We start from the raw sequence: 18,695 nt of genomic DNA, 5'->3' as shown, positions 1-18,695 counted from the left end.
AAGATAACTAAATAAATCCGTGTCAAGTGATAGACTCTAAATGTCAACTTACGTAAACCTTTTCTTGTCTTCTTTGATATGTTGAACTCTCCATTACGTGAAGAACCCCGTAACCAGCGAGCCCATGTCATCCCCCTCAAGCCAGAGTCTTCTTTATTAGATTGGTTGGAAAATAAGGGTCGAGTTATAACACGTGACGTTCAAGAACCGGATTTTCAAGATGGCGAAGAAGAAATAGACTCCCTAATGGGTGTAAAAGATGGAATTGGCTACGACCTTGATGATGATGACGATATAGGAATCGCCGAGGATTAGCCTTTTCAGGCTAGGGACTTGGTTGTATCCCTAGCTACTGATATTCAATTTTAATAAGTGTGGAGTGAAGGGAAACTTCTGTGGACGCTAAATTATCTCCTGAGCAAGGACTAAATATTTCTGGAATCGCGCTAGCTTCTTTATTAGCCGTTGGGTTAGGTACAACAGCATTTTTCTTAGATTCGATAGCTAACAGGCTCCCCTGGCAAAGTATGTCTTTAACCCTGCCACTGCTGTTGTGTGCTATGGGTTCAGGTGTGGTGGGCTTTTGGGTAATACCTTTACTTCAAGCCCTTAAAACTGGACAAATAATCCGCGAAGATGGCCCCCAAGCCCATCTCAAAAAGGCAGGTACGCCCACAATGGGGGGTATATTTTTTATCCCTGTAGGTGTGATTATTGCTTGTATATTGTCTAACTTTGCTACAGATGTCCTTGCAGTTTCGGCTTTGACACTCAGCTACGGATTAATAGGCTGGCTGGATGATTGGCAAATTCTGCGCCGGAAATCTAATAAAGGTATATCTCCCCGAACAAAACTGGCTTTACAGGTGAGTTTTGCGGCAGTGTTTTGTCTATGGCTGGCGTTTAATCAACCTTCTAATATTACAAATATTGCTTTGCCTTGGGTGAGCTTTACAGTTCCCTTAGGATTTCTATTTTGGCCAATAGCCGGTTTTGTGCTAGTTGCAGAAAGTAATGCGACTAATTTAACAGATGGTATTGATGGCTTGGCAGCAGGAACAGTAGCGATCGCACTTTTAGCATTAGGTGCTATAGTCGCACCTACAGCACCTGGGTTGATGGTTTTCTGTGCGGCTTTAAGTGGTGGTTGCTTAGGTTTCTTAGCTCATAATCGTAACCCCGCCCGCGTTTTCATGGGAGATACCGGTTCCCTGGCACTGGGAGGAGCTTTAGCTGCTGTAGCGTTATTGACAAACACCTTAGTAGCTCTGTTTATTCTCAGTGGTATCTTCTTTGTAGAAACCCTTTCGGTGATGGCACAGGTAAGTTATTACAAAGCCACGAAAGGCCCCGATGGCAAGGGCAAGCGCCTCTTTAAAATGGCACCTTTACATCATCATTTAGAACTCACTGGCTGGTCAGAATTGCAAGTGGTTGGAGTATTTTATGTCATCGCGGCTATTTTGGCTGCCATCTGCTTGGCGTAGGCGCAGCCCAACCCAGGCATCGTTCCATTCTGAATCATCTTTTGAGAAAATAGTCAAATACAAAAAAACAACTCCCACATCTTCAGGGAGTTGTTATTTATATGGGAAAATGCATTAGGGACTGACAAGAAATAAATTATCCAATCTTGTGGGGTGGGCATCTTGCCCGCCCTATTGAACTGGGCGGGCAAGATGCCCACCCCACAATAAGTAGTTGAGTATTTTTTTATTTGTCAGTCCCTTATCAATAATCTTGCATTGTTATTAATTTTGAATCAATTGTACCTATTTACATACTCAATAACCCGATTTTTCCCTGTTCGCTTTGCCTCAAGCATCGCTTGATTTGCCCGATTTAGAAAATCTTTAACCGTAATCCCTGATTCTGATACAGCTATTCCAAAAGAAGCGGTGATGCTTTGGAGGATCTGATCGCCGTCGCGCAATTGCATTTGTTCAATATCTACCCTTAATTGTTCCACTCGCTTCCTGAGCGATTCCAATGTCATATTAGGCATGACAATCACAAATTCTTCACCACCCCACCTGCAAGGAATATCAAAAGAACGAATAGATTTTAATAGCAGTTTTGCTAATTCCTGAATAACAATGTTGGCAGTCAAATGCCCATAACGTGAGTTGTAAGATTTGAAGTTATCAATATCTAGAAAAATAACACTAAGGCGTTGTCCCGATCGTTCAGCCTCCGCTAGCCTTTGTTCTAGTATAGTTTCCATATAGCTTTGATTATATAGTTGGGTCATCCCATCGCGCAAACTATCATGGGTAAGACGTTGTTTTATCGAAAGATTATTTAGTGCAAAGCCTAAAGTTCTAGCAATAATCTCAGTAATTTGTTGATCTTCTGGACTGATTTCTTCGATGGAATAAATGTGTAAAATTCCAACTACTTCGCTTTGTCCAAACAATGGAAAACACAAATGTGCGCCGCTAACAGGCTGGATTAAATGGCTGCACAACAGTCCTGAGTTCCCAGAAGATAAAAGGTTGAATTTACCTCTCCGCAATGCCCAACATTCAGATTTTGAAAATATTTCTTTACTGGTTCTTTCATCTCCCCAAAAACTATTCAGATGAACATAATTTTTAGAATTAGAAATTATATAGACACAACCACTCATATTAGGAAACAGCTTGGAACAAGTTAAAGCAACCACTTTATACACATCATCTTCAGACTCACAGCAATAAAGCATATCTGCCATATCGGAGAGATATATAAGTTCTCGTTTTTTTGCCTCTAATTCCAGTGCTTTTTCTTCTAAGTGCCGATTTAGGTCAATGAGCGATCGCTGTAGTTGTATAGATTCTGTAATATCGATGCTGATCCCACCGAGGCGGCGATCGCCTGTTGCATAATCGCTAAAGGGAAACTTAAACGATAGCCAGTAGCATGGCTGATCATTACCAGATACTTTTGCCTCTTCAATCAACTTCAACGGGTGTAGAGTCTTCAAAACGATTTGATCGTTTGCCATTACCTGCCGCGCCTCTTCTGGATCTGACAAAAATTCACTATCTGCTTTCCCCAACCATTCTTGTGGAGTTACCGAAAATCTAGACTGTGTTTCCTGGTTATAGTAGAGCATTCTAGATTGATCATCTTTGATATAGGCCATGAAAGGCCCTTGATCTAGGAATAGCTGTTGCATCTGCTGGCTGCGTTGAAGTTTCTGGGTATCTTCTTGAGATTTAGCGATCGCCTCTACAATTTGATAAGCGGTTGGCATCAGGTAGAGTAAAGCACATAAGGAAATCAACGCCATTAAGTCAAGCACACATAGGTGTAGTAGCGACACTGCCGAATGTGGCTCAAAGACTGTCAAAAGGTGATGAAATCCGCAAAATAGCACAAATCCAGATGATAAAAAAAAGGCTAGCCAAAACTTAGACGGGATAGTAGCCTTGGTTTTGACGAAAAAAACCCCTATTAATATAGGGATGCCAAAGTATGAAAGTGCAGTGATGCCGTGAGCAATTGTGCAATTCCAGTAAATAGGCTCCATTGCTGACCTGATATTAACATTTCATGCGTTTTACTATAATTCTGGGTCGTTTCAAGATGTAAGCGGAGAAAGGATGATTTCAGTACTTTATTCCTTAATTTTATGGTAGCTTCCTAAAAAGCTGCTCATTTCAACCCCTTACATTGAGTTACCAAGTGAGTAAGTTCGGGTAAAATCAATTTTTCCATCGCCAGTTGCACAGCATTACTCGAACCAGGAAGCGAGAAGATTAATTTATTTTGATAAACACCACCAACAGCGCGAGAAGCGATCGCCCGCGAACCAATTTCTTGATAACTTAAAAAACGGAATAACTCACCAAATCCCGGTAAGGTTTTCTCTAGTAACTTTTCAATGGCATCATAAGTAGTATCTCTTGGTGCAATACCTGTACCACCACTGAAAATTACAGCATTCAAATTTGAGCTTTTACCTAGATTTTCTATATGCTCTTGAATTTGTGTTGGTTCATCTTTGATAATTGTGTAGGCTCCTATAGCATGGTTAGCACCAAGGAGTAACTGCTGAATTAGCTGGCCACTTTTGTCTGTTTCAAAAGTGCGTGTATCGCTAACAGTAACCACAGCACAAGTTACCGTAATTCTAGGCGAGTCTGGGTGGGGTTGTGGCATTATAGCTCATTCATAAACTTTTGCTCATAGATAATTGGGCAGAGAAAATGGCACATTAAGTATGACAATAGTTACCGATACCCCATGCCCCATGCCCCATGCCCTATGCCCTATGCCCTATGCCTGATTTTTACTCAGTCCCAGATCGTTTTCTTCAGCATAGCGTTCCATGAAGCGCATAAAGCGATCCCATTCTTGGGGAGATTTCATCACGTAAAGTGCTTCTAATGCTTCCGGTTTGCCGTTGATAAATTTAGCTTTAACTTCACGGGTAATTATCTCTCCTTCTTGGTCAATCAGGTACATCCCGGTAATATCTTCGGTGCTACCTTGATCTAAAATCTTTGGATTGGTAAAAATAAACGTTGCTGTGCCACTGTCACCAGTGCGCGATCGCGTCAAGCGCACCTCTGGAGTTACTTCTTCGTCAAGACCTCTAGAAAACTGGATTTTTGCCATGATGACTGAATTTAAACTTTTGTAATGGTTAATTTAATATTCTCTCATCAATTAGAACACCACGGTCTAGAGGCTACTGTTATTCATCTTTTTAGTGTATGTACTTAAATTGCTTCTTTTTCAAGTAACAAAGTTACTGGGTCATCGTTTTCGATTGTAACTTGCATCATTGTACCAAATTGCCCTGTTTCCACCTGCAAACCGCTAGCTTTTAACTTGCTAACAAAACGATTATACAAATCTGCTGCTGATTGTGGAGCGGCTGAACGGTCAAAAGAAGGACGGCGACCTTTAAAGGCAGTCACCATAAAGGGTAAACTGACTGATTACTAACAAATCGCCGCCAATTTCTTGTATAGATTTTTGCCAGCGATCGTCTCCTTCCTCATCAGGAAACAGCCGTAATTCCAAGCACTTACGCACCATCCAGTCGATTTCAGCATCAGTATCGTCGGTTTAAAAGTAAGCGAATGCGTCAGGTAGTGATTTATCTGCAACAAACAAATTCAGAATTTGTGCAGCAAACCACATTTACTTTAGAAGAAACCTCTCATAGGTTCGAGGTAATTCGTCTTTGGGAGCAACCAACAAGTGTATTTTTGGAGCATCCAGGATTATTACCATTTGCGGTGTTAAGTCAGACAAATAACCGTACTGCTACGTTACAACAAGTTGCTCAATAAATTTCAGAAATTACCGATCAACGTATCCAGAATAATATTGCAGCCTCAGCCTTTATTCTGGCTGGGCTAGTATTAGAGAAGGAGATAATTCAACAATTGCTGCGGAGGGAACTTATGCAGGAGTCAGTAACTTATCAAGCTATCCTTGCTGAAGGTTTAGCTGAAGGTCGTGCTGAAGAAGTGCGGCGTGTAGCGATGAATTTGCTCAAAGAGGGAATCTCAGTGGCAATAGTGGCGAGAGTGACAGGGTTATCCGTGGAGCAGGTACAGCAGTTAGCAAGCGAAGAAGCTGGTAACTCAGGGGAGTGAGGAAGCGATGTCTACGACGGGCTATTCGGCGTCGCTATTATCTGATTATCTCATTTTCATTGCTCAAAATCGATGCCAGAGCCATTGAAAATTCATTCCCAGGTAGAACCTGGGAACGACTAGTAAACTCCTAACTCCTAACTCCTAACTCCTAACTTCTAACTCCTAACTTTTATTTGCCAAACCCTTTACCGCGATTGCTTGAAGGTAGACAAATGCAGTTTTCGAGTTGAGTAATTAAAGCCTCACGATCCAAATTTTGACCAATTAGCACGATTTGGTTTTTCAATTGACCTTTCCATTCATCATCATCTAAGGTAAAGCGTTTACCGCAAAGATGGAAAATATGACGCTTCGGACTTTCATCAAACCACATAATCCCCTTGGCTCGGAAGATATTTGAGGGTAGCTGGTTATCTAAGAAATACTGAAACTTCCTAATAGAAAAAGGCTTGTCACTTTGGAAAGAGATGGAAGTAAAACCATCATTTTCTAAATGGTCAGAATGATGATGCTCATGGTGATCGTGGTCATGGTCATGATGATCGTGACCGCATGTTGAGTGATCGTGATCATCATGATGATCGTCATGTTCATGCTCGTGATGGTCGTGTTCATCCACCACTGTGTCAAAATATTTATCAGACTCAAACAGACCAACACTGAGAATTAACGGAAGTGGCACTTGCGATCGCGTGGTACGGAGAATTCTCGCTCCTTCTTTAACTTCGTTAATTTTTGTTTCTAACTCATTCAATGTAGCTTCATCAACCAAATCAGTCTTGTTCAGTACAATTACATCACCATAAGCAATTTGGCTGTATGCCGCTTGAGAGTTAAATAAATCTAGGCTGTAGTTCGCCGCATCTACTACGGTAATAATCGAATCTAAGCGAGTTAAATCTCGCAATTCTGTGCCTAAAAATGTTAGAGCTACTGGTAGCGGATCTGCCAATCCAGTTGTTTCCACTACTAGATAATCTAGATTTTCTTGGCGTTCTAAAACTTTGTAAACTGCATCTACTAAATCATTATTAATAGTGCAGCATATACAACCATTATTTAGCTCCACCATGTTCTCACCAGTGGAAACAATTAGCTCGTTGTCGATGCCAATTTCGCCAAATTCATTCACGAGAACGGCGGTTTTCAAACCCTGTTGGTTGTTCAGGATATGATTGAGTAAAGTCGTCTTGCCACTGCCGAGGAAACCCGTAATAATTGTTACTGGCATTCCTTGTTTGGGCGTATCCATTGCGGAAGATTCGGTTGTAACTGCTGATTGCATAGCGCTGTTATCTAAATAGTCAAAAAATAGTAATGTAGCGCAGATAGTCCAGAAAACACTAGCGCCGCTATGCGGAAGTCAAAAGTCAAAAGTCAAAAGTCAAAAACCCTTGATTTCTGGGCTTTCGAGATTTTGTCCAATAGTTATGTTGATTTCCACTGTGACGTACTAGCATAGGGATGCTGGACTGTCATCCCATCTGCTTTACCCTATTATTACGTATCTTCTTATTTCAGCATTACTCTGTTATGACCCTAACCCTTTACAATACCCTCACCCGTCGTCAAGAACCGTTTGAAACTCTCGTTGCAGGCAAGGTTAAGATGTATTACTGCGGCGTGACGGTGTACGACTACTGCCATTTGGGTCATGCGAGAGCTTGCATCGTTTGGGACGTAGTGCGCCGATATCTCCAGTTTATCGGTTATGAAGTGCGATATATCCAAAATTTTACCGATATTGATGACAAGATTCTGAATCGAGCCTGTGTTGAACATTCATCGATGGAAGCTGTAGCCGATCGCTTTATCAAAGCATATTTTGAGGATATGGCGCGGCTAGGAATCAAGGAGGCTGATGAATATCCCCGTGCTACTCATACGATGAATGGCATTCAACGCTTAATTCATGAGTTGGAAAATAAGGATTTTGCTTACCCTGCTGACGGCGATGTGTATTATGCAGTGCGGCAGTTTGCTGAGTATGGCAAGCTTTCGGGACGCAAATTAGAAGATATGCAAGCCGGGAAAAGCGAGCGCGTCAACGTCGAAGATCCAGAATATCAGAAAAAGAAAGACCCCTTTGATTTTGCTTTATGGAAGGCAGCAAAACCAGGAGAGCCAGCTTGGGAATCACCGTGGGGCGCAGGTCGTCCGGGGTGGCATATAGAATGCTCGGCAATGGTGCGCGATCGCTTGGGTGATACCATCGATATTCATGCTGGTGGTGCTGACTTAATTTTTCCCCACCACGAAAACGAAATTGCCCAATCTGAGGCTGTAACAGGAAAACCCCTAGCGCGTTACTGGCTGCATAACGGCATGGTGAAAGTAGATGGTGAAAAAATGTCCAAATCTTTGGGCAACTTTACCACTATTCGAGAATTACTGGATCGAGGAGTTGACCCGATGGCGGTACGGTTGTTCGTACTGACCGCTCAATATCGTACACCAATTGATTTTACCGACGAAGCGATCGCCGCAGCAACCAACGGTTGGCACACCATTAAAGAAGGTTTACTCTTCGGCTACCAATACGCTAAAAAACTAGGTTGGGGAGTGGAAACTGCTTCACTACTTCCTGAAACTGTTGAACGCTTTCAAGAAACTGTAAATAACGACTTTAATTTTCCTGGTGGGTTAACAATTCTGTTTGAATTAGCCAAAGAACTGCGCCGTGAGGGAAATATTATTGTGCATGAAGGGAAAACTGAAACTTCCCCTGATGAGTTAAAGCGTCAATGGCAAACTCTCGTCACATTGGCTGGAGTTTTAGGTTTGGAAGCCGAGATAGAAGCGGAAGCTGACAAGAGTAATGGTTTAAGCGATGCGGAAATTGAAGCAAAAATTCAGCAAAGGCAAGAAGCACGTATTGCCAAGAATTTTGCCGAAAGCGATCGCATTCGTGACGAACTCCAAGCAGAAGGTATTACGCTAATTGATAGCCGTGATGGCACGCGCTGGCACCGGAATTAGAGAAGACATCTCCGAAAAAGAATGTAGAGACGGGAAATTTCGCGTCTCTACAAGGGTTCTGAATAACGCATATTTAATTTCTGGAGATGTCTAGAGGACTGGGAACTAAAAATTGAATTCCTCCCAATGCCCAATTCCCAATGCCCAATGCCCAATTCCCCATTCCCCATTCCCTTTAATTATGTGGATTACTCTAAAAAAAGCGATCGCTAGTTTCGATATTCCTGCTGATTGGATTGGTATTAGAGCCGTAAAGGAAACTTCTACAACCCGTTTAGTCCGTGACGGCTTACCCCAACTAAACGGCAAATCCTTCACTGTAGGAGCCATGCTGGAAGTTTTGGTAAATGGCTGTCTGGGTTATGCAGCAACTAACTCTCTAGAACTGTCTTCCTTACAAGCTGCTGCCGAAACAGCCTATAAACAGGCACTAGCAGCCAGTGAATGGTGGATACATCCCTTTCGTGAAAGTGAGCGCCCTAAAGTCGTTGGTGAATATAAATCTCCATATCTTGAGCCATTGGATGCTTTGAGTCCGGGAGAAATCAACGATTTACTGGTTCGGATTTGCCAAATCCTGAAAGTTGACGACAAGATAGTGCAAACCATAGCCAGTGCTAGCACCATTGAGAGGGAATCTTGGTTTATTAGCAGCAACGGCTCAGAAGTCTATCAAGAAATTCTATCTATAGGCACTCATTATGGAGCCACCGCCCAAGATGGTGTGGTTGTACAGCAGCGCAGTAACAATGGTTCTCACGCAAACTATTACCAAGGCGGACTAGAACTTTTAAAACAAGAAAATTTATGGCATCTGGTGCGGCAAATTGGCGAACAAGCAGTAGAACTATTGACAGCAGAGGAATGCCCAACCACTCGTACCAATTTAGTTTTAGCTCCAGACCAAATGATGCTGCAAATCCATGAAAGTGTCGGGCATCCCCTAGAAATTGACCGAATTTTGGGAGATGAGCGGAACTATGCTGGGGGCAGCTTCGTTAATAAAAGTGATTTTGGCAACCTAGTATATGGTTCGCCACTGATGAATATTACCTTTGATCCCACCGTACCTGGGGAATTTTCTAGCTATGGCTTTGATGATACTGGTGCTGTAGCAACGCGAGAGTATTTGGTTAAAGAAGGAGTACTGCAACGGGGTTTAGGCAGTCTAGAGAGTCAAGCCAGAGCAGGTGTAGCAGGAGTTGCCTGTGCGCGTGCTTCCTCATGGAATCGACCTGCGATCGATCGCATGGGAAACTTAAATTTAGAGCCTCTAAACGCTAGCTTTGAAGACATTGTTCGCGGCATAGAACACGGCGTTTACATGGAATCTAACCGCTCTTGGTCAATTGACGATCGCCGCTACAAATTCCAATTTGGTTGCGAGTACGCTAAATTAATTGAAAACGGTAAACTCACCAAAACCCTCCGCAATCCCAACTATCGCGCCACAACACCAGAGTTTTGGCACAGCTTAATCCAAGTAGGAGATGCCACAAACTGGCAAATGTATGGTACTCCTTATTGTGGTAAAGGAGAACCAAATCAGGCTATTTGGGTAGGACATGGTTCACCTGTTTGTGTATTTGCTAATGTCGAAGTTTTTGGTGGAGGAAGTTGAAAAAAGTTAGGAGTTGAAAGTTATGAGTTAGGAGTTAAAGAAGTCGGAAGTCGAAAGTACAGTTTTGTAACAGGGATTTAGCCCTGCATTGCGGTCTTGGTGTCGAACCCAAGAGAAGCAACTTTGTAAGACAAACCCCGCTCTCCACATACATCCATGCTTCTTTTGTAGCCGTGGACAAAAAAGCGCCGAAGTTTCTTAAAAAAATCTTCAACTCCTAACTCCTAACTCCTAACTCCTACCTCCTAACTCCTACCTCCTAACTCCTAACTTTCTCCCCCTCCTTATTCCCTATTAATATTAATATCTATGAAAATTGAGGAATTATCTACGTTAGAAGTCAGCTTTAATCAACTGATTGAAACTCTACTGATTAAAAAAGCCGAAAGTGAACAATTCACTGTGAAACTCAGCTGTGAAAGAAGTCAATTTACTCGTTTCAATCACGCGAGAGTGCGCCAAACTGGTTGTGTTGCTGATGGTTGGATCGAACTGACTTTGATGGCAAATCAATGCAGCAGTGTTCGGCAGTTCCCCTTTACTGGAAATTGGGATGTAGATTGGCAGTTAGCATATACTGCTTTGCAGGAACTACGTGACGAACTGATTCTATTACCCATCGATCCGTATCTAGTTTTGCCATCAGGAAATAATACCAGCCGGGAAGTACATTCTGGGAATTTATTGGCGGCGGAAGCAGTAGTACCAACTGTGCTAAAACTAGTTGCTGAATTAGATTTTACTGGTATATATGCTGGAGGAATAGTAATTAAAGCTTATGGTGATTCTAACGGTCAAAAACACTGGTTTGCTACTGATTCTTTTACATTAGATTATTCTCTATTTTCCACCTCTGGACAAGCAGTTAAGGGGACATTTGCTGGGAGTAATTGGGATATATCTGTATATATAGCCAAAATTAGCGCAGCCAAAAAGCAACTAGAACTCCTTTATCGCCCAGCTAAAGAATTGCCACGGGGACAATACAAAACTTATTTTGCACCTGCTGCTGTTGCAGATTTATTATTAATGCTCTCTTGGGGAGCAGTCAGCGAAGCTGATATCCAACAAGGAAACAGCGCTTTAGCTGCTTTATCGCGTCAAGAAAAACAACTTTCTCCAAGATTTAGTTTGAAAGAAAACTTTCAGAGAGGATTAGTACCACGATTTAATGAATTGGGAGAAATAGCAGCACTGGAGTTACCTATAATCGAAAAAGGACATTTGGTAAATACTTTGGTGAATTCTCGGACTGCTAAGGAATATCAAAAAATTGCCAACGGTGCTAATGGTTCAGAGACTTTACGTGCGCCAGAAGTGACTACTGGAAATTTAGGATTTGAGCAGATTCTTCAGAGTTTAGATACCGGATTATATGTATCTAATTTGCATTACTTGAATTGGAGCGATCGCCAAACTGGTAGAATCACAGGTATGACTCGTTATGCTTGTTTTTGGGTAGAAAAGGGAGAAATTATCGCCCCCATTGAAAACTTACGTTTTGATGAAAGTCTTTATCGCTTCTGGGGAGAAAACTTAGTAGATTTGACCACTTTTCAAGAATTCATTCCCGAAGTCGGAACTTATGAAAGTCGCCAACTAGGAGGTAGTTTAGTTCCCGGTATGTTGGTAGAAGATTTTACATATACTTTGTAATCATCTGCTGACAGGAAATTAAAAGCCAACAGATAGAAATCGGCTCTATCGCTTCCTTTATAAGCTAAAAAACATCTAATTTGCATAACCCTTATTAAATATAACTCTTGTGGGGTGGGCATCCTGCCCGCCCAGTATATGCAAGTTTTTTTGTGGAACAGCTTAGTTCCTAATATTAAATCCATACTTTTTTAAACCTGTTATTCTTATAGAGAAAAAATTTTACAGTTTTCCAACTTGGTATTTAATAGCGGAAGTCATAATAATTCGTAATTTATAATGACGCTCCTGCGTCGCTAACGCTGCGCTAACGTAATTCGTAATTATTACCCCCCGACTGAAGTCGGGGGCTTAAAAATAATGATGCTACACATTTTTATATCTCCATCTGATTTATCAATTTGCTCTGTACCTATTTAATTACGAATTACGATAAAGCTAGTCCATCCGCCATCAACGACAGTAAAATTATTGTCCTGAGCGACAAATATCGAACCGAAAGTGCTCATTATAATGCTCCTTTAATCAATCATATTGCGCGTGGTAAAACCACGTACCTATTTAGGATTCAGTTTTACTTCCGGAAACTACGCTAATTATTTACAAACCTTTACACCATAATATTTTTATGACAGATTTTAACTACCAAGCGATGACTGATGAAGAGTTGCGAGACTGGGTTCGCTACCATCCCAAAGATGTAGAAGCCTTCCACATTCTCATGTATAGATTAGAGCAACGTCCAAAAGTGTTTTGCAGCACAGATGAAGAAATTGAAGCCGAATTGCAAAAGCGAATTAACCAAACGCGATCGCAGTGAAGGATACTAGGGACTGGGGATTAAGTAATTTTTCTAGTATCCAATACCCATTTTTCTGAATTTTAAAGACTAATTTTATTAATTAAATTATCTCAATTCTAAAATTATCTATTCCTGTAAACTGCATTAATTACAATATCTTTGATAAGTAGGTAAATAATTAATAAGCTCAATAAAAGTTGCTCAAACTGAAGAATTGGATCTAATCGCCAACCTTGGAAAGTTAAAATAAACCCACACAATAACATTATAATTGGTGTAAATATCGCTTGGATAATATAAAGTGCTAAAGCCCAACTCGTAAGTCTTGCTCCATATTTGACTAGCCAAAATACCATAAAAATCAAGTAAACTACTCTTAAAAGCAAATAAATTAGTCCCAGTCTACTAGCCGAATTTCCTCCAAAGTTAACTTGAGCCAAAGTAAGCATTTTTGAAAAATCCTGTTTAATTCCAAGGCACAATTTTAAATATATGACCAGTTAGGTATAGAAAAGCAAAAGTCTTTATTTATAAAAATTGTTGGGTTAAGCAACAGCGAAACCCAACCGATAATTTTTTCCCATCTTTCGTTAGAACCTCTATTTTTTCTTACCTGGAGGTGAATTGCGCTGGGTGAGGTTATCAATTTGCAATTGTTGTCGTCCGTTGGTGATAATTCGCAACATCTGCTTGAGATCCTGTTCAATATTTTCCAGGATGCCATCAGCATAAGCATCAGCACCATCTTCAATATCTTGAGCCTGAGCGATCGCAGTTTGCCTCATTTGCTCTAACTCTTGCTGACAAGCATACCGCTTACGCTCAATTTCGGCGAGGGTTTCTTGCATTATTGCCTCACACTCTTGTTGCACTTGTCGCCGCAGTTGTTCAGCTTCTTGTTCGGCCTGTTGAATAATATCGCTTTCAGCTAAAATTTGCGCTCTTTTTGCTTGCGCGGCCTCAACAACCTGCTGTCCATACTCTTCCGCTTCCAGCAGAATTTCGTCCTTTTGGTTGAGGATAGCTGCTGCTTCTTGAAAAAGCGATGGTAAAGCCAGCCGGATGTAATCAAGCTGATCTAGCAGCTTTTCTTCATCTATGAGAGTGCGTCCCGTCAGAGGAATCCTGAAACTAGAGAGAACCATTTCCTCTAGGCGGTTGAGTTCCTCCTGAATATCTATGCTTCCCTCTCCACCGAGATGCTCTTGAGGTGGGGGATTGCTTCCGTTGAGATTGGGTTCAACATTGGAGAGTTCTGATTGTAGCATTGGTATATATCTAGGGCAATGTGTGGGGGAACGAGATGATCGATAGAGCCACCAAACCTTGCAATCTCTTTTACCACACTACTACTTAAAAAACTATACTCATTTGAGGTTGCAAGAAAAACTGTTTCTATTTGGGTAGATAGAGTTTTATTGGTGTGAGCCATTTGTAGTTCCACTTCAAAATCTGACACAGCCCGTAAACCCCGGATCAAAACTTGTGCTTGTCGCATTTGAGCATAGTTGACGGTAAGACCATCAAAGCTGTCTACTTCTATATTAGGTAGATGTTGTGTAGAAAGACTGATTTGATTTAGCCGTTGCTCCACACTAAAAAGTGGCATTTTATTAGGGTTCCGCAGTACAGCGACAATTACCCGCTCAAACAGCCGACTACCGCGCCCGATGAGGTCAAGGTGTCCCAAGGTGATGGGGTCGAAGCTACCAGGATAAATAGCAATCACAATTTTAGATATATCAAAGTTGTTTAGGTGATTATATCGAAACTCTTTTGTGTAACTTACTCAAATTTACCATCTTGCGCTCTGAGTAAGGATGTTAAACTCAATTGTTTTGCTGGTACAAGTTATGCTCAACTAGGTGTTAGAAACTATAGCGGTGCAATATAGTCGAAACCTCACCCCGGCATTTGATTAAACTTACGCTCCCCTCTCCTTGTTAAGGAGAGGGGTTGGGGGTGAGGTTGAACAAAACCGCTATAAACTCCTAAATATGGATGCTGGATTCTATTTGTGTCCCCACGAAATTGTGGAGTACTTAAGTACATTTTCAGCATTCGACACCCAAAAAACTCCGTACTTAGCAAAGTGCGCGGGTAGTTAACGAACTATTCTAGGTAATTTTTCATGGCACTGGATTTTTCCACCTTGCCCTTGGCGTTTCAATTTACTTCTCCAGGACCGATTCTGGTGAAATTAGGACCACTCAGTATTCGCTGGTATGGCTTATTGATTGCCACAGCAGTGTTAATTGGCGTAATCCTTTCCCAGGAATTGGCAAAGCGCCGTAATGTTAATCCTGAGTTGTTAGGCGATTTATTCTTTTGGTTGTTGATTGGGGCGATTCCTGGCGCACGGCTATATTACGTTTTTTTTGAGTGGTCAAAATATGCCCCAACTCCAGAAAAAATCTTTGCTATTTGGGAAGGAGGTATTGCCATTCATGGAGCAATTCTGGGTGGCGTTTTGGCTGCGTTAATCTTTGCTAAAATCAAGCAGGTTTCTTTTTGGCAACTGGCAGATTTAGTAGCGCCTTCGCTGATTTTAGGGCAAGCGATCGGACGTTGGGGCAATTTCTTTAATTCTGAAGCTTTTGGCGATCCCACAAATTTACCCTGGAAGCTGTATATTCCACCAGATCATCGTCCTCTTGAGTATGCGAGCTTCGATTACTTCCATCCCACCTTCCTCTATGAATCTCTGTGGGATTTAGGGGTGTTTGCGCTACTAATAACTTTGTTTTTCCGGTCTTTGTCCGGTAAGCCACGTTTGAAAGTAGGCACGCTGTTTCTAGTTTACTGGCCAGCCTACAGCTTAGGACGCTTGTGGATTGAAGGTTTCCGCACTGATAGCTTGATGCTAGGCCCGTTAAGGATGGCACAAGTAGTCAGTAGTCTAGGAATTTTATTTGGATTACTTGGATTAGCTTGGCTTTACTTACTCAAACGCCCTTTACCCGATGTAGTTCCTACGCCTAAAGGAGATGGGGAGATGGGGAGATGAGGGAATGAGGGAGTGGGAACTGAGGGAGTGAAGGACAAGAATTAATAACCAATGCCCAAAAAATAAAAAATGCCCCAGAGTATTCTCTAGGGCTTAACCAGGGTGCATCTACCATTACTCTCTACTAGGGAAAGAGGGTGAATCCGGAAAGATACTGAGAAAATATCAAAAAAGTTTTTGAGGGATTGCTGTGTCTTCTTCTAAAAGTGAAAATCTAAGTTATGAAAAAACACTATATCCCATAGAATCATCTGTGTACATTGTGGGAGCAGGTCCTGGAGATCCTGATTTATTGACGGTGAAGGCGCAGAAATTACTGGCTGTTGCTGATGTGATTTTATTTGCTGATTCTTTAATACCCGAACAGATTTTAGAACTTTGCCGAGAAGATGCGGAGATAATTAGAACTGCGAATCAGACTTTAGAAGAGATTTTGCCGATTATGATAGATCGGGTGCGATCGCAACACAAATCTCTAGTCCGTCTCCATTCTGGCGATCCTAGTCTCTACAGCGCCATCCACGAGCAAATGCACCTCCTCGCTGAGGCAAATATCCCTTTTGAAGTCATCCCCGGTATCAGCGCCTTTCAAGCCGCAGCTGCCAAACTCAAAGTAGAGTTGACTGTCCCCGGTTTAGTCCAAACCATTATTTTGACCCGCATCAGTGGACGTACAGAAGTCCCCGCTACTGAAGAATTAGCCACTCTTGCAGCGCATCAGGCTAGCCTTTGTTTATATCTCAGTGCGCGTCACGTCGAAAATGCCCAAGCTAAACTACTCGAACATTATCCAGCCGAAACCCCCATTGCAATTTGCTTTCGCATCGGATGGCCCGATGAAAAAATTAAGGTTGTCCCCCTGAATGAAATGGCGGAATGTACTCAGAAAGAAAAACTAATTCGCACTACACTTTATATAATCAGTCCAGCCCTTTCGACAGCCTCGACAGTAAAAAGGCGATCGCGTTTATATCATCCCGAACATAGTCATCTATTTCGCTCAGAGTAGTCCAAGAAATATAGCAACAGAGATGTCAATACCGAAAAAAGGTACAAGAAAAATAATAGTTGATGGAGAACCATTCATCTGGCTAATCCGAAGACAAGCTACCAACCTACAAGCAGACTATGCTGATGGACATCTCCATGTTGTAGTAGAACACGCTACTGAGGCTGGCTCAGTATTAGCGATTCTTACTGATAGGCTTCATCCACAAGGTTACAGCCTCATTAATAGCGAACTTGTGCCAATACAACTTCAAGATGGATCAGGAGAGGTTCGGGCTTGGAGAATTGAGCAAAGGTATGAAATAACCGCAGTCACACCAAAAGACGTAGCGTTATGGATAAAACAAGCTATGCAAATAGGATGGTTGCCTAAAAAGCCAGGTATAACCTTTAACGTTAGCGTTATTGGCAGTAGTATTAAAAAAACTCCAACTAGGGAAAAAATACGCTTAAATTCTTATTAGCAAAAGCTTTTAGAATATTAACTAAGCTGGCTGTGGAAAAAGGCCATTCCGGGTGAAAATGACCAAGATGTATCTATGATTTTCCTAATCAAATGAGTTAGATCATAGCCCCCTCCCCGCAAGCGATGAGGGGGTTGGGGGTGGGGTGTTAGGGACTTTTGCAAGAGGTCTACTCTATACCTCTGCGGTTCGGTAAACTTAACAGTGTTAATAAAATTAAAAATCTCAATTCGGTACTATGCCATTAATTAAAGTGCAAACTTCTGTATCTGCTCCTCCTCAAGCTGAAATTGAGTCGATGCTTTTAAACCTATCAGCCAAGTTAGCAAAACATTTGGGAAAACCAGAATCTTATGTAATGACTGCTTTTGAGCCAGAAGTTCCTATGACCTTTGCGGGAAATACAGACCCGGTTTGCTACATCGAAATTAAGAGTATTGGCACGATGAAGCCAGACCAAACCGCAGCAATGAGTCAGGATTTTTGCCAGCAGATTAACCAAACTCTAGGTGTACCTAAAAATCGGATTTACATCGAGTTTGCAGACTCCAAGGGTGCAATGTGGGGCTGGAACGGCTCAACTTTTGGTTAATTCGAGAGCAAAATCGCTTCATTTACCAGCAGACAAAGTTAAATAAGAGGAGTAAAAGAGAGCAACGGCGCACAGGAGAAAGAACTCTTGACTGTTGACTATTTTCCATTAAATTTTAACTTTTTACTCCTTCTCCATTCTAAATTACAGCCATTTTTAGGTGGATGGAATACACTAGGCTAAACCACTAACCCCTTTTCTCAAAACGGTTATAAACTGTCGCGCATCTAAATTCTCCTTTTTGCAGTCTGGAAGCCTTGCTGTAAGGTTTTCAGCTTGAAAAATTAAATGCGTCTTAGCTTATTGCACACAAGGGAAAACTGATATCGAACAGAGGAAGAACATTAATTTGATAACTTGACAGAATCTTATGAACATAAAATACACGATATCTATAGGACAAACTTATGTACGGTTTAATAAATAAAGCAATTCAGGATATGGTATGCGATCGCTTTGGTGAAGAAACTTGGCAGACGATTAAACAGAAAGCTGAAGTACAGATAGATGATTTCTTGAGAATGGAATCCTATCCTGATGATTTAACTCACAAACTAGTGAAGGCGACAAGTGAGGTTGTTGGTCTGTCTAGCGCAGAAATTATGCAAGCCTTTGGTGAATACTGGATACAGTATACTGGCAAAGCAGGCTATGACCTAATATTAGACATGGGGGGTAATAACCTACCCGAATTCTTGGATAATTTGGACGATCTTCATACTCGTCTGAGCGTAAATTTTCCCCAATATCGTCCCCCTTCCTTTGAGTGTGCTGAAGAGGAAGAAAATACCCTGGAATTGCACTATCATTCTAGCCGTGAAGGACTAGCTCCAATGGTTGTTGGCTTAGTAAAGGGTTTAGGGACGAGGTTTAACACAGAAGTTAACGTTACCCAAACTCAAAATCGAGAAGAGGGAGCCGAGCATGATGTTTTCTTGATTGAGTATAAACCTAATTGAAGAAGTA

The 18,695-nt window shown here is 41.6% G+C and carries 20 protein-coding genes and 1 pseudogene; 13 read left to right on the top strand and 8 right to left on the bottom strand.

Annotation, left to right across the window (positions count from 1 at the left end):
* Positions 1–78 precede the first annotated feature (78 nt).
* The gene (locus V7K32_RS06730; protein WP_334991444.1) at positions 79–315 is read left to right on the top strand and encodes a DUF3134 domain-containing protein; all 237 of its coding nucleotides are present in this window, start codon (positions 79–81) and stop codon (positions 313–315) included.
* A gap of 80 nt (positions 316–395) precedes the next feature.
* On the top strand, positions 396–1,487 hold the full coding sequence (gene mraY, locus V7K32_RS06725) for a phospho-N-acetylmuramoyl-pentapeptide-transferase (protein ID WP_334991442.1): 1,092 nt from the start codon (positions 396–398) through the stop codon (positions 1,485–1,487).
* A gap of 275 nt (positions 1,488–1,762) precedes the next feature.
* Here mraY and V7K32_RS06720 read toward each other — a convergent pair whose 3' ends face one another.
* The 4 genes and pseudogenes from V7K32_RS06720 to dtd all read right to left on the bottom strand — a co-directional run.
* Positions 1,763–3,514, bottom strand: a complete 1,752-nt coding sequence (locus V7K32_RS06720) for a diguanylate cyclase (RefSeq protein ID WP_334991440.1) — start codon at positions 3,512–3,514, stop codon at positions 1,763–1,765.
* A gap of 125 nt (positions 3,515–3,639) precedes the next feature.
* A complete protein-coding gene (locus tag V7K32_RS06715) occupies positions 3,640–4,146 on the bottom strand; it encodes a MogA/MoaB family molybdenum cofactor biosynthesis protein (RefSeq protein WP_442938700.1) in 507 nt (168 codons plus the stop codon).
* Positions 4,147–4,263: 117 nt separating this feature from the next.
* The gene (psb28, locus tag V7K32_RS06710; RefSeq protein ID WP_334884893.1) at positions 4,264–4,605 is read right to left on the bottom strand and encodes a photosystem II reaction center protein Psb28; all 342 of its coding nucleotides are present in this window, start codon (positions 4,603–4,605) and stop codon (positions 4,264–4,266) included.
* A gap of 104 nt (positions 4,606–4,709) precedes the next feature.
* Positions 4,710–5,055 (bottom strand): annotated as a pseudogene (gene dtd / locus V7K32_RS06705) (D-aminoacyl-tRNA deacylase); the annotation flags it as partial.
* A gap of 20 nt (positions 5,056–5,075) precedes the next feature.
* Between dtd and V7K32_RS06700 the strand changes: the two are divergent.
* Together V7K32_RS06700 and V7K32_RS06695 are read left to right on the top strand one after the other, a co-directional pair.
* On the top strand, positions 5,076–5,288 hold the full coding sequence (locus tag V7K32_RS06700) for a hypothetical protein (protein WP_334991438.1): 213 nt from the start codon (positions 5,076–5,078) through the stop codon (positions 5,286–5,288).
* A 114-nt stretch (positions 5,289–5,402) separates the two neighbouring features.
* Positions 5,403–5,597 carry a hypothetical protein gene (locus tag V7K32_RS06695; RefSeq protein ID WP_334991436.1) on the top strand — a complete coding sequence of 65 codons (195 nt, stop codon included), beginning with the start codon at positions 5,403–5,405 and terminating at the stop codon, positions 5,595–5,597.
* Positions 5,598–5,769: 172 nt separating this feature from the next.
* Here V7K32_RS06695 and V7K32_RS06690 read toward each other — a convergent pair whose 3' ends face one another.
* Positions 5,770–6,885: a CobW family GTP-binding protein gene (locus V7K32_RS06690; protein WP_334991434.1), complete on the bottom strand. Its 1,116-nt coding sequence runs from the start codon at positions 6,883–6,885 to the stop codon at positions 5,770–5,772.
* A gap of 248 nt (positions 6,886–7,133) precedes the next feature.
* Between V7K32_RS06690 and cysS the strand changes: the two genes are divergently transcribed.
* The 4 genes from cysS to V7K32_RS06670 all read left to right on the top strand — a co-directional run bounded on the left by cysS (position 7,134) and on the right by V7K32_RS06670 (position 12,676).
* Positions 7,134–8,579 (top strand): cysteine--tRNA ligase, encoded by a 1,446-nt coding sequence (gene cysS / locus V7K32_RS06685; protein WP_334991432.1) that lies wholly within the window; start codon positions 7,134–7,136, stop codon positions 8,577–8,579.
* A gap of 181 nt (positions 8,580–8,760) precedes the next feature.
* The gene (locus V7K32_RS06680; protein ID WP_334991496.1) at positions 8,761–10,200 is read left to right on the top strand and encodes a TldD/PmbA family protein; all 1,440 of its coding nucleotides are present in this window, start codon (positions 8,761–8,763) and stop codon (positions 10,198–10,200) included.
* 309 nt (positions 10,201–10,509) lie between these two features.
* Positions 10,510–11,856, top strand: a complete 1,347-nt coding sequence (locus tag V7K32_RS06675) for a TldD/PmbA family protein (protein WP_334991430.1) — start codon at positions 10,510–10,512, stop codon at positions 11,854–11,856.
* Between the two features lie 628 nt (positions 11,857–12,484).
* Positions 12,485–12,676: a DUF6887 family protein gene (locus V7K32_RS06670; protein WP_334991429.1), complete on the top strand. Its 192-nt coding sequence runs from the start codon at positions 12,485–12,487 to the stop codon at positions 12,674–12,676.
* A gap of 104 nt (positions 12,677–12,780) precedes the next feature.
* Here the strand turns inward: V7K32_RS06670 and V7K32_RS06665 are convergent, their stop codons facing one another.
* The 3 genes from V7K32_RS06665 to coaD all read right to left on the bottom strand — a co-directional run bounded on the left by V7K32_RS06665 (position 12,781) and on the right by coaD (position 14,387).
* A complete protein-coding gene (locus V7K32_RS06665; RefSeq protein ID WP_334991427.1) occupies positions 12,781–13,107 on the bottom strand; it encodes a Ycf66 family protein in 327 nt (108 codons plus the stop codon).
* A 150-nt stretch (positions 13,108–13,257) separates the two neighbouring features.
* Positions 13,258–13,926 (bottom strand): DivIVA domain-containing protein, encoded by a 669-nt coding sequence (locus V7K32_RS06660; RefSeq protein WP_334991425.1) that lies wholly within the window; start codon positions 13,924–13,926, stop codon positions 13,258–13,260.
* Positions 13,836–14,387: a pantetheine-phosphate adenylyltransferase gene (gene coaD, locus V7K32_RS06655; protein ID WP_334991423.1), complete on the bottom strand. Its 552-nt coding sequence runs from the start codon at positions 14,385–14,387 to the stop codon at positions 13,836–13,838. The genes V7K32_RS06660 and coaD overlap by 91 nt, the downstream gene beginning before the upstream one ends.
* Positions 14,388–14,789: 402 nt before the next feature.
* Here coaD and lgt point away from each other — a divergent pair, with 402 nt between their 5' ends.
* The 5 genes from lgt (at position 14,790) to V7K32_RS06630 (ending at position 18,688) form a co-directional block, all read left to right on the top strand.
* Positions 14,790–15,665, top strand: coding sequence for a prolipoprotein diacylglyceryl transferase (gene lgt / locus V7K32_RS06650; RefSeq protein ID WP_334991421.1), 876 nt, complete (start codon positions 14,790–14,792; stop codon positions 15,663–15,665).
* A 190-nt stretch (positions 15,666–15,855) separates the two neighbouring features.
* The gene (gene cobM / locus V7K32_RS06645) at positions 15,856–16,674 is read left to right on the top strand and encodes a precorrin-4 C(11)-methyltransferase (protein ID WP_334991419.1); all 819 of its coding nucleotides are present in this window, start codon (positions 15,856–15,858) and stop codon (positions 16,672–16,674) included.
* A gap of 22 nt (positions 16,675–16,696) precedes the next feature.
* Positions 16,697–17,137: a hypothetical protein gene (locus V7K32_RS06640; protein ID WP_334991417.1), complete on the top strand. Its 441-nt coding sequence runs from the start codon at positions 16,697–16,699 to the stop codon at positions 17,135–17,137.
* 238 nt (positions 17,138–17,375) lie between these two features.
* Entirely contained in the window at positions 17,376–17,729 is a 354-nt protein-coding gene (locus V7K32_RS06635) for a phenylpyruvate tautomerase MIF-related protein (protein ID WP_334991416.1), read from the top strand.
* Positions 17,730–18,136: 407 nt separating this feature from the next.
* Positions 18,137–18,688 carry a heme NO-binding domain-containing protein gene (locus tag V7K32_RS06630; RefSeq protein WP_334991414.1) on the top strand — a complete coding sequence of 184 codons (552 nt, stop codon included), beginning with the start codon at positions 18,137–18,139 and terminating at the stop codon, positions 18,686–18,688.
* Positions 18,689–18,695 lie beyond the last annotated feature (7 nt).

This window comes from Nostoc sp., from assembly GCF_036917635.1.
Taxonomy (GTDB): Bacteria; Cyanobacteriota; Cyanobacteriia; order Cyanobacteriales; family Nostocaceae; genus Nostoc.
The sequence above is the reverse complement of the archived record's forward strand: the minus strand, read 5'-3'. Positions and strand labels throughout refer to the sequence as shown.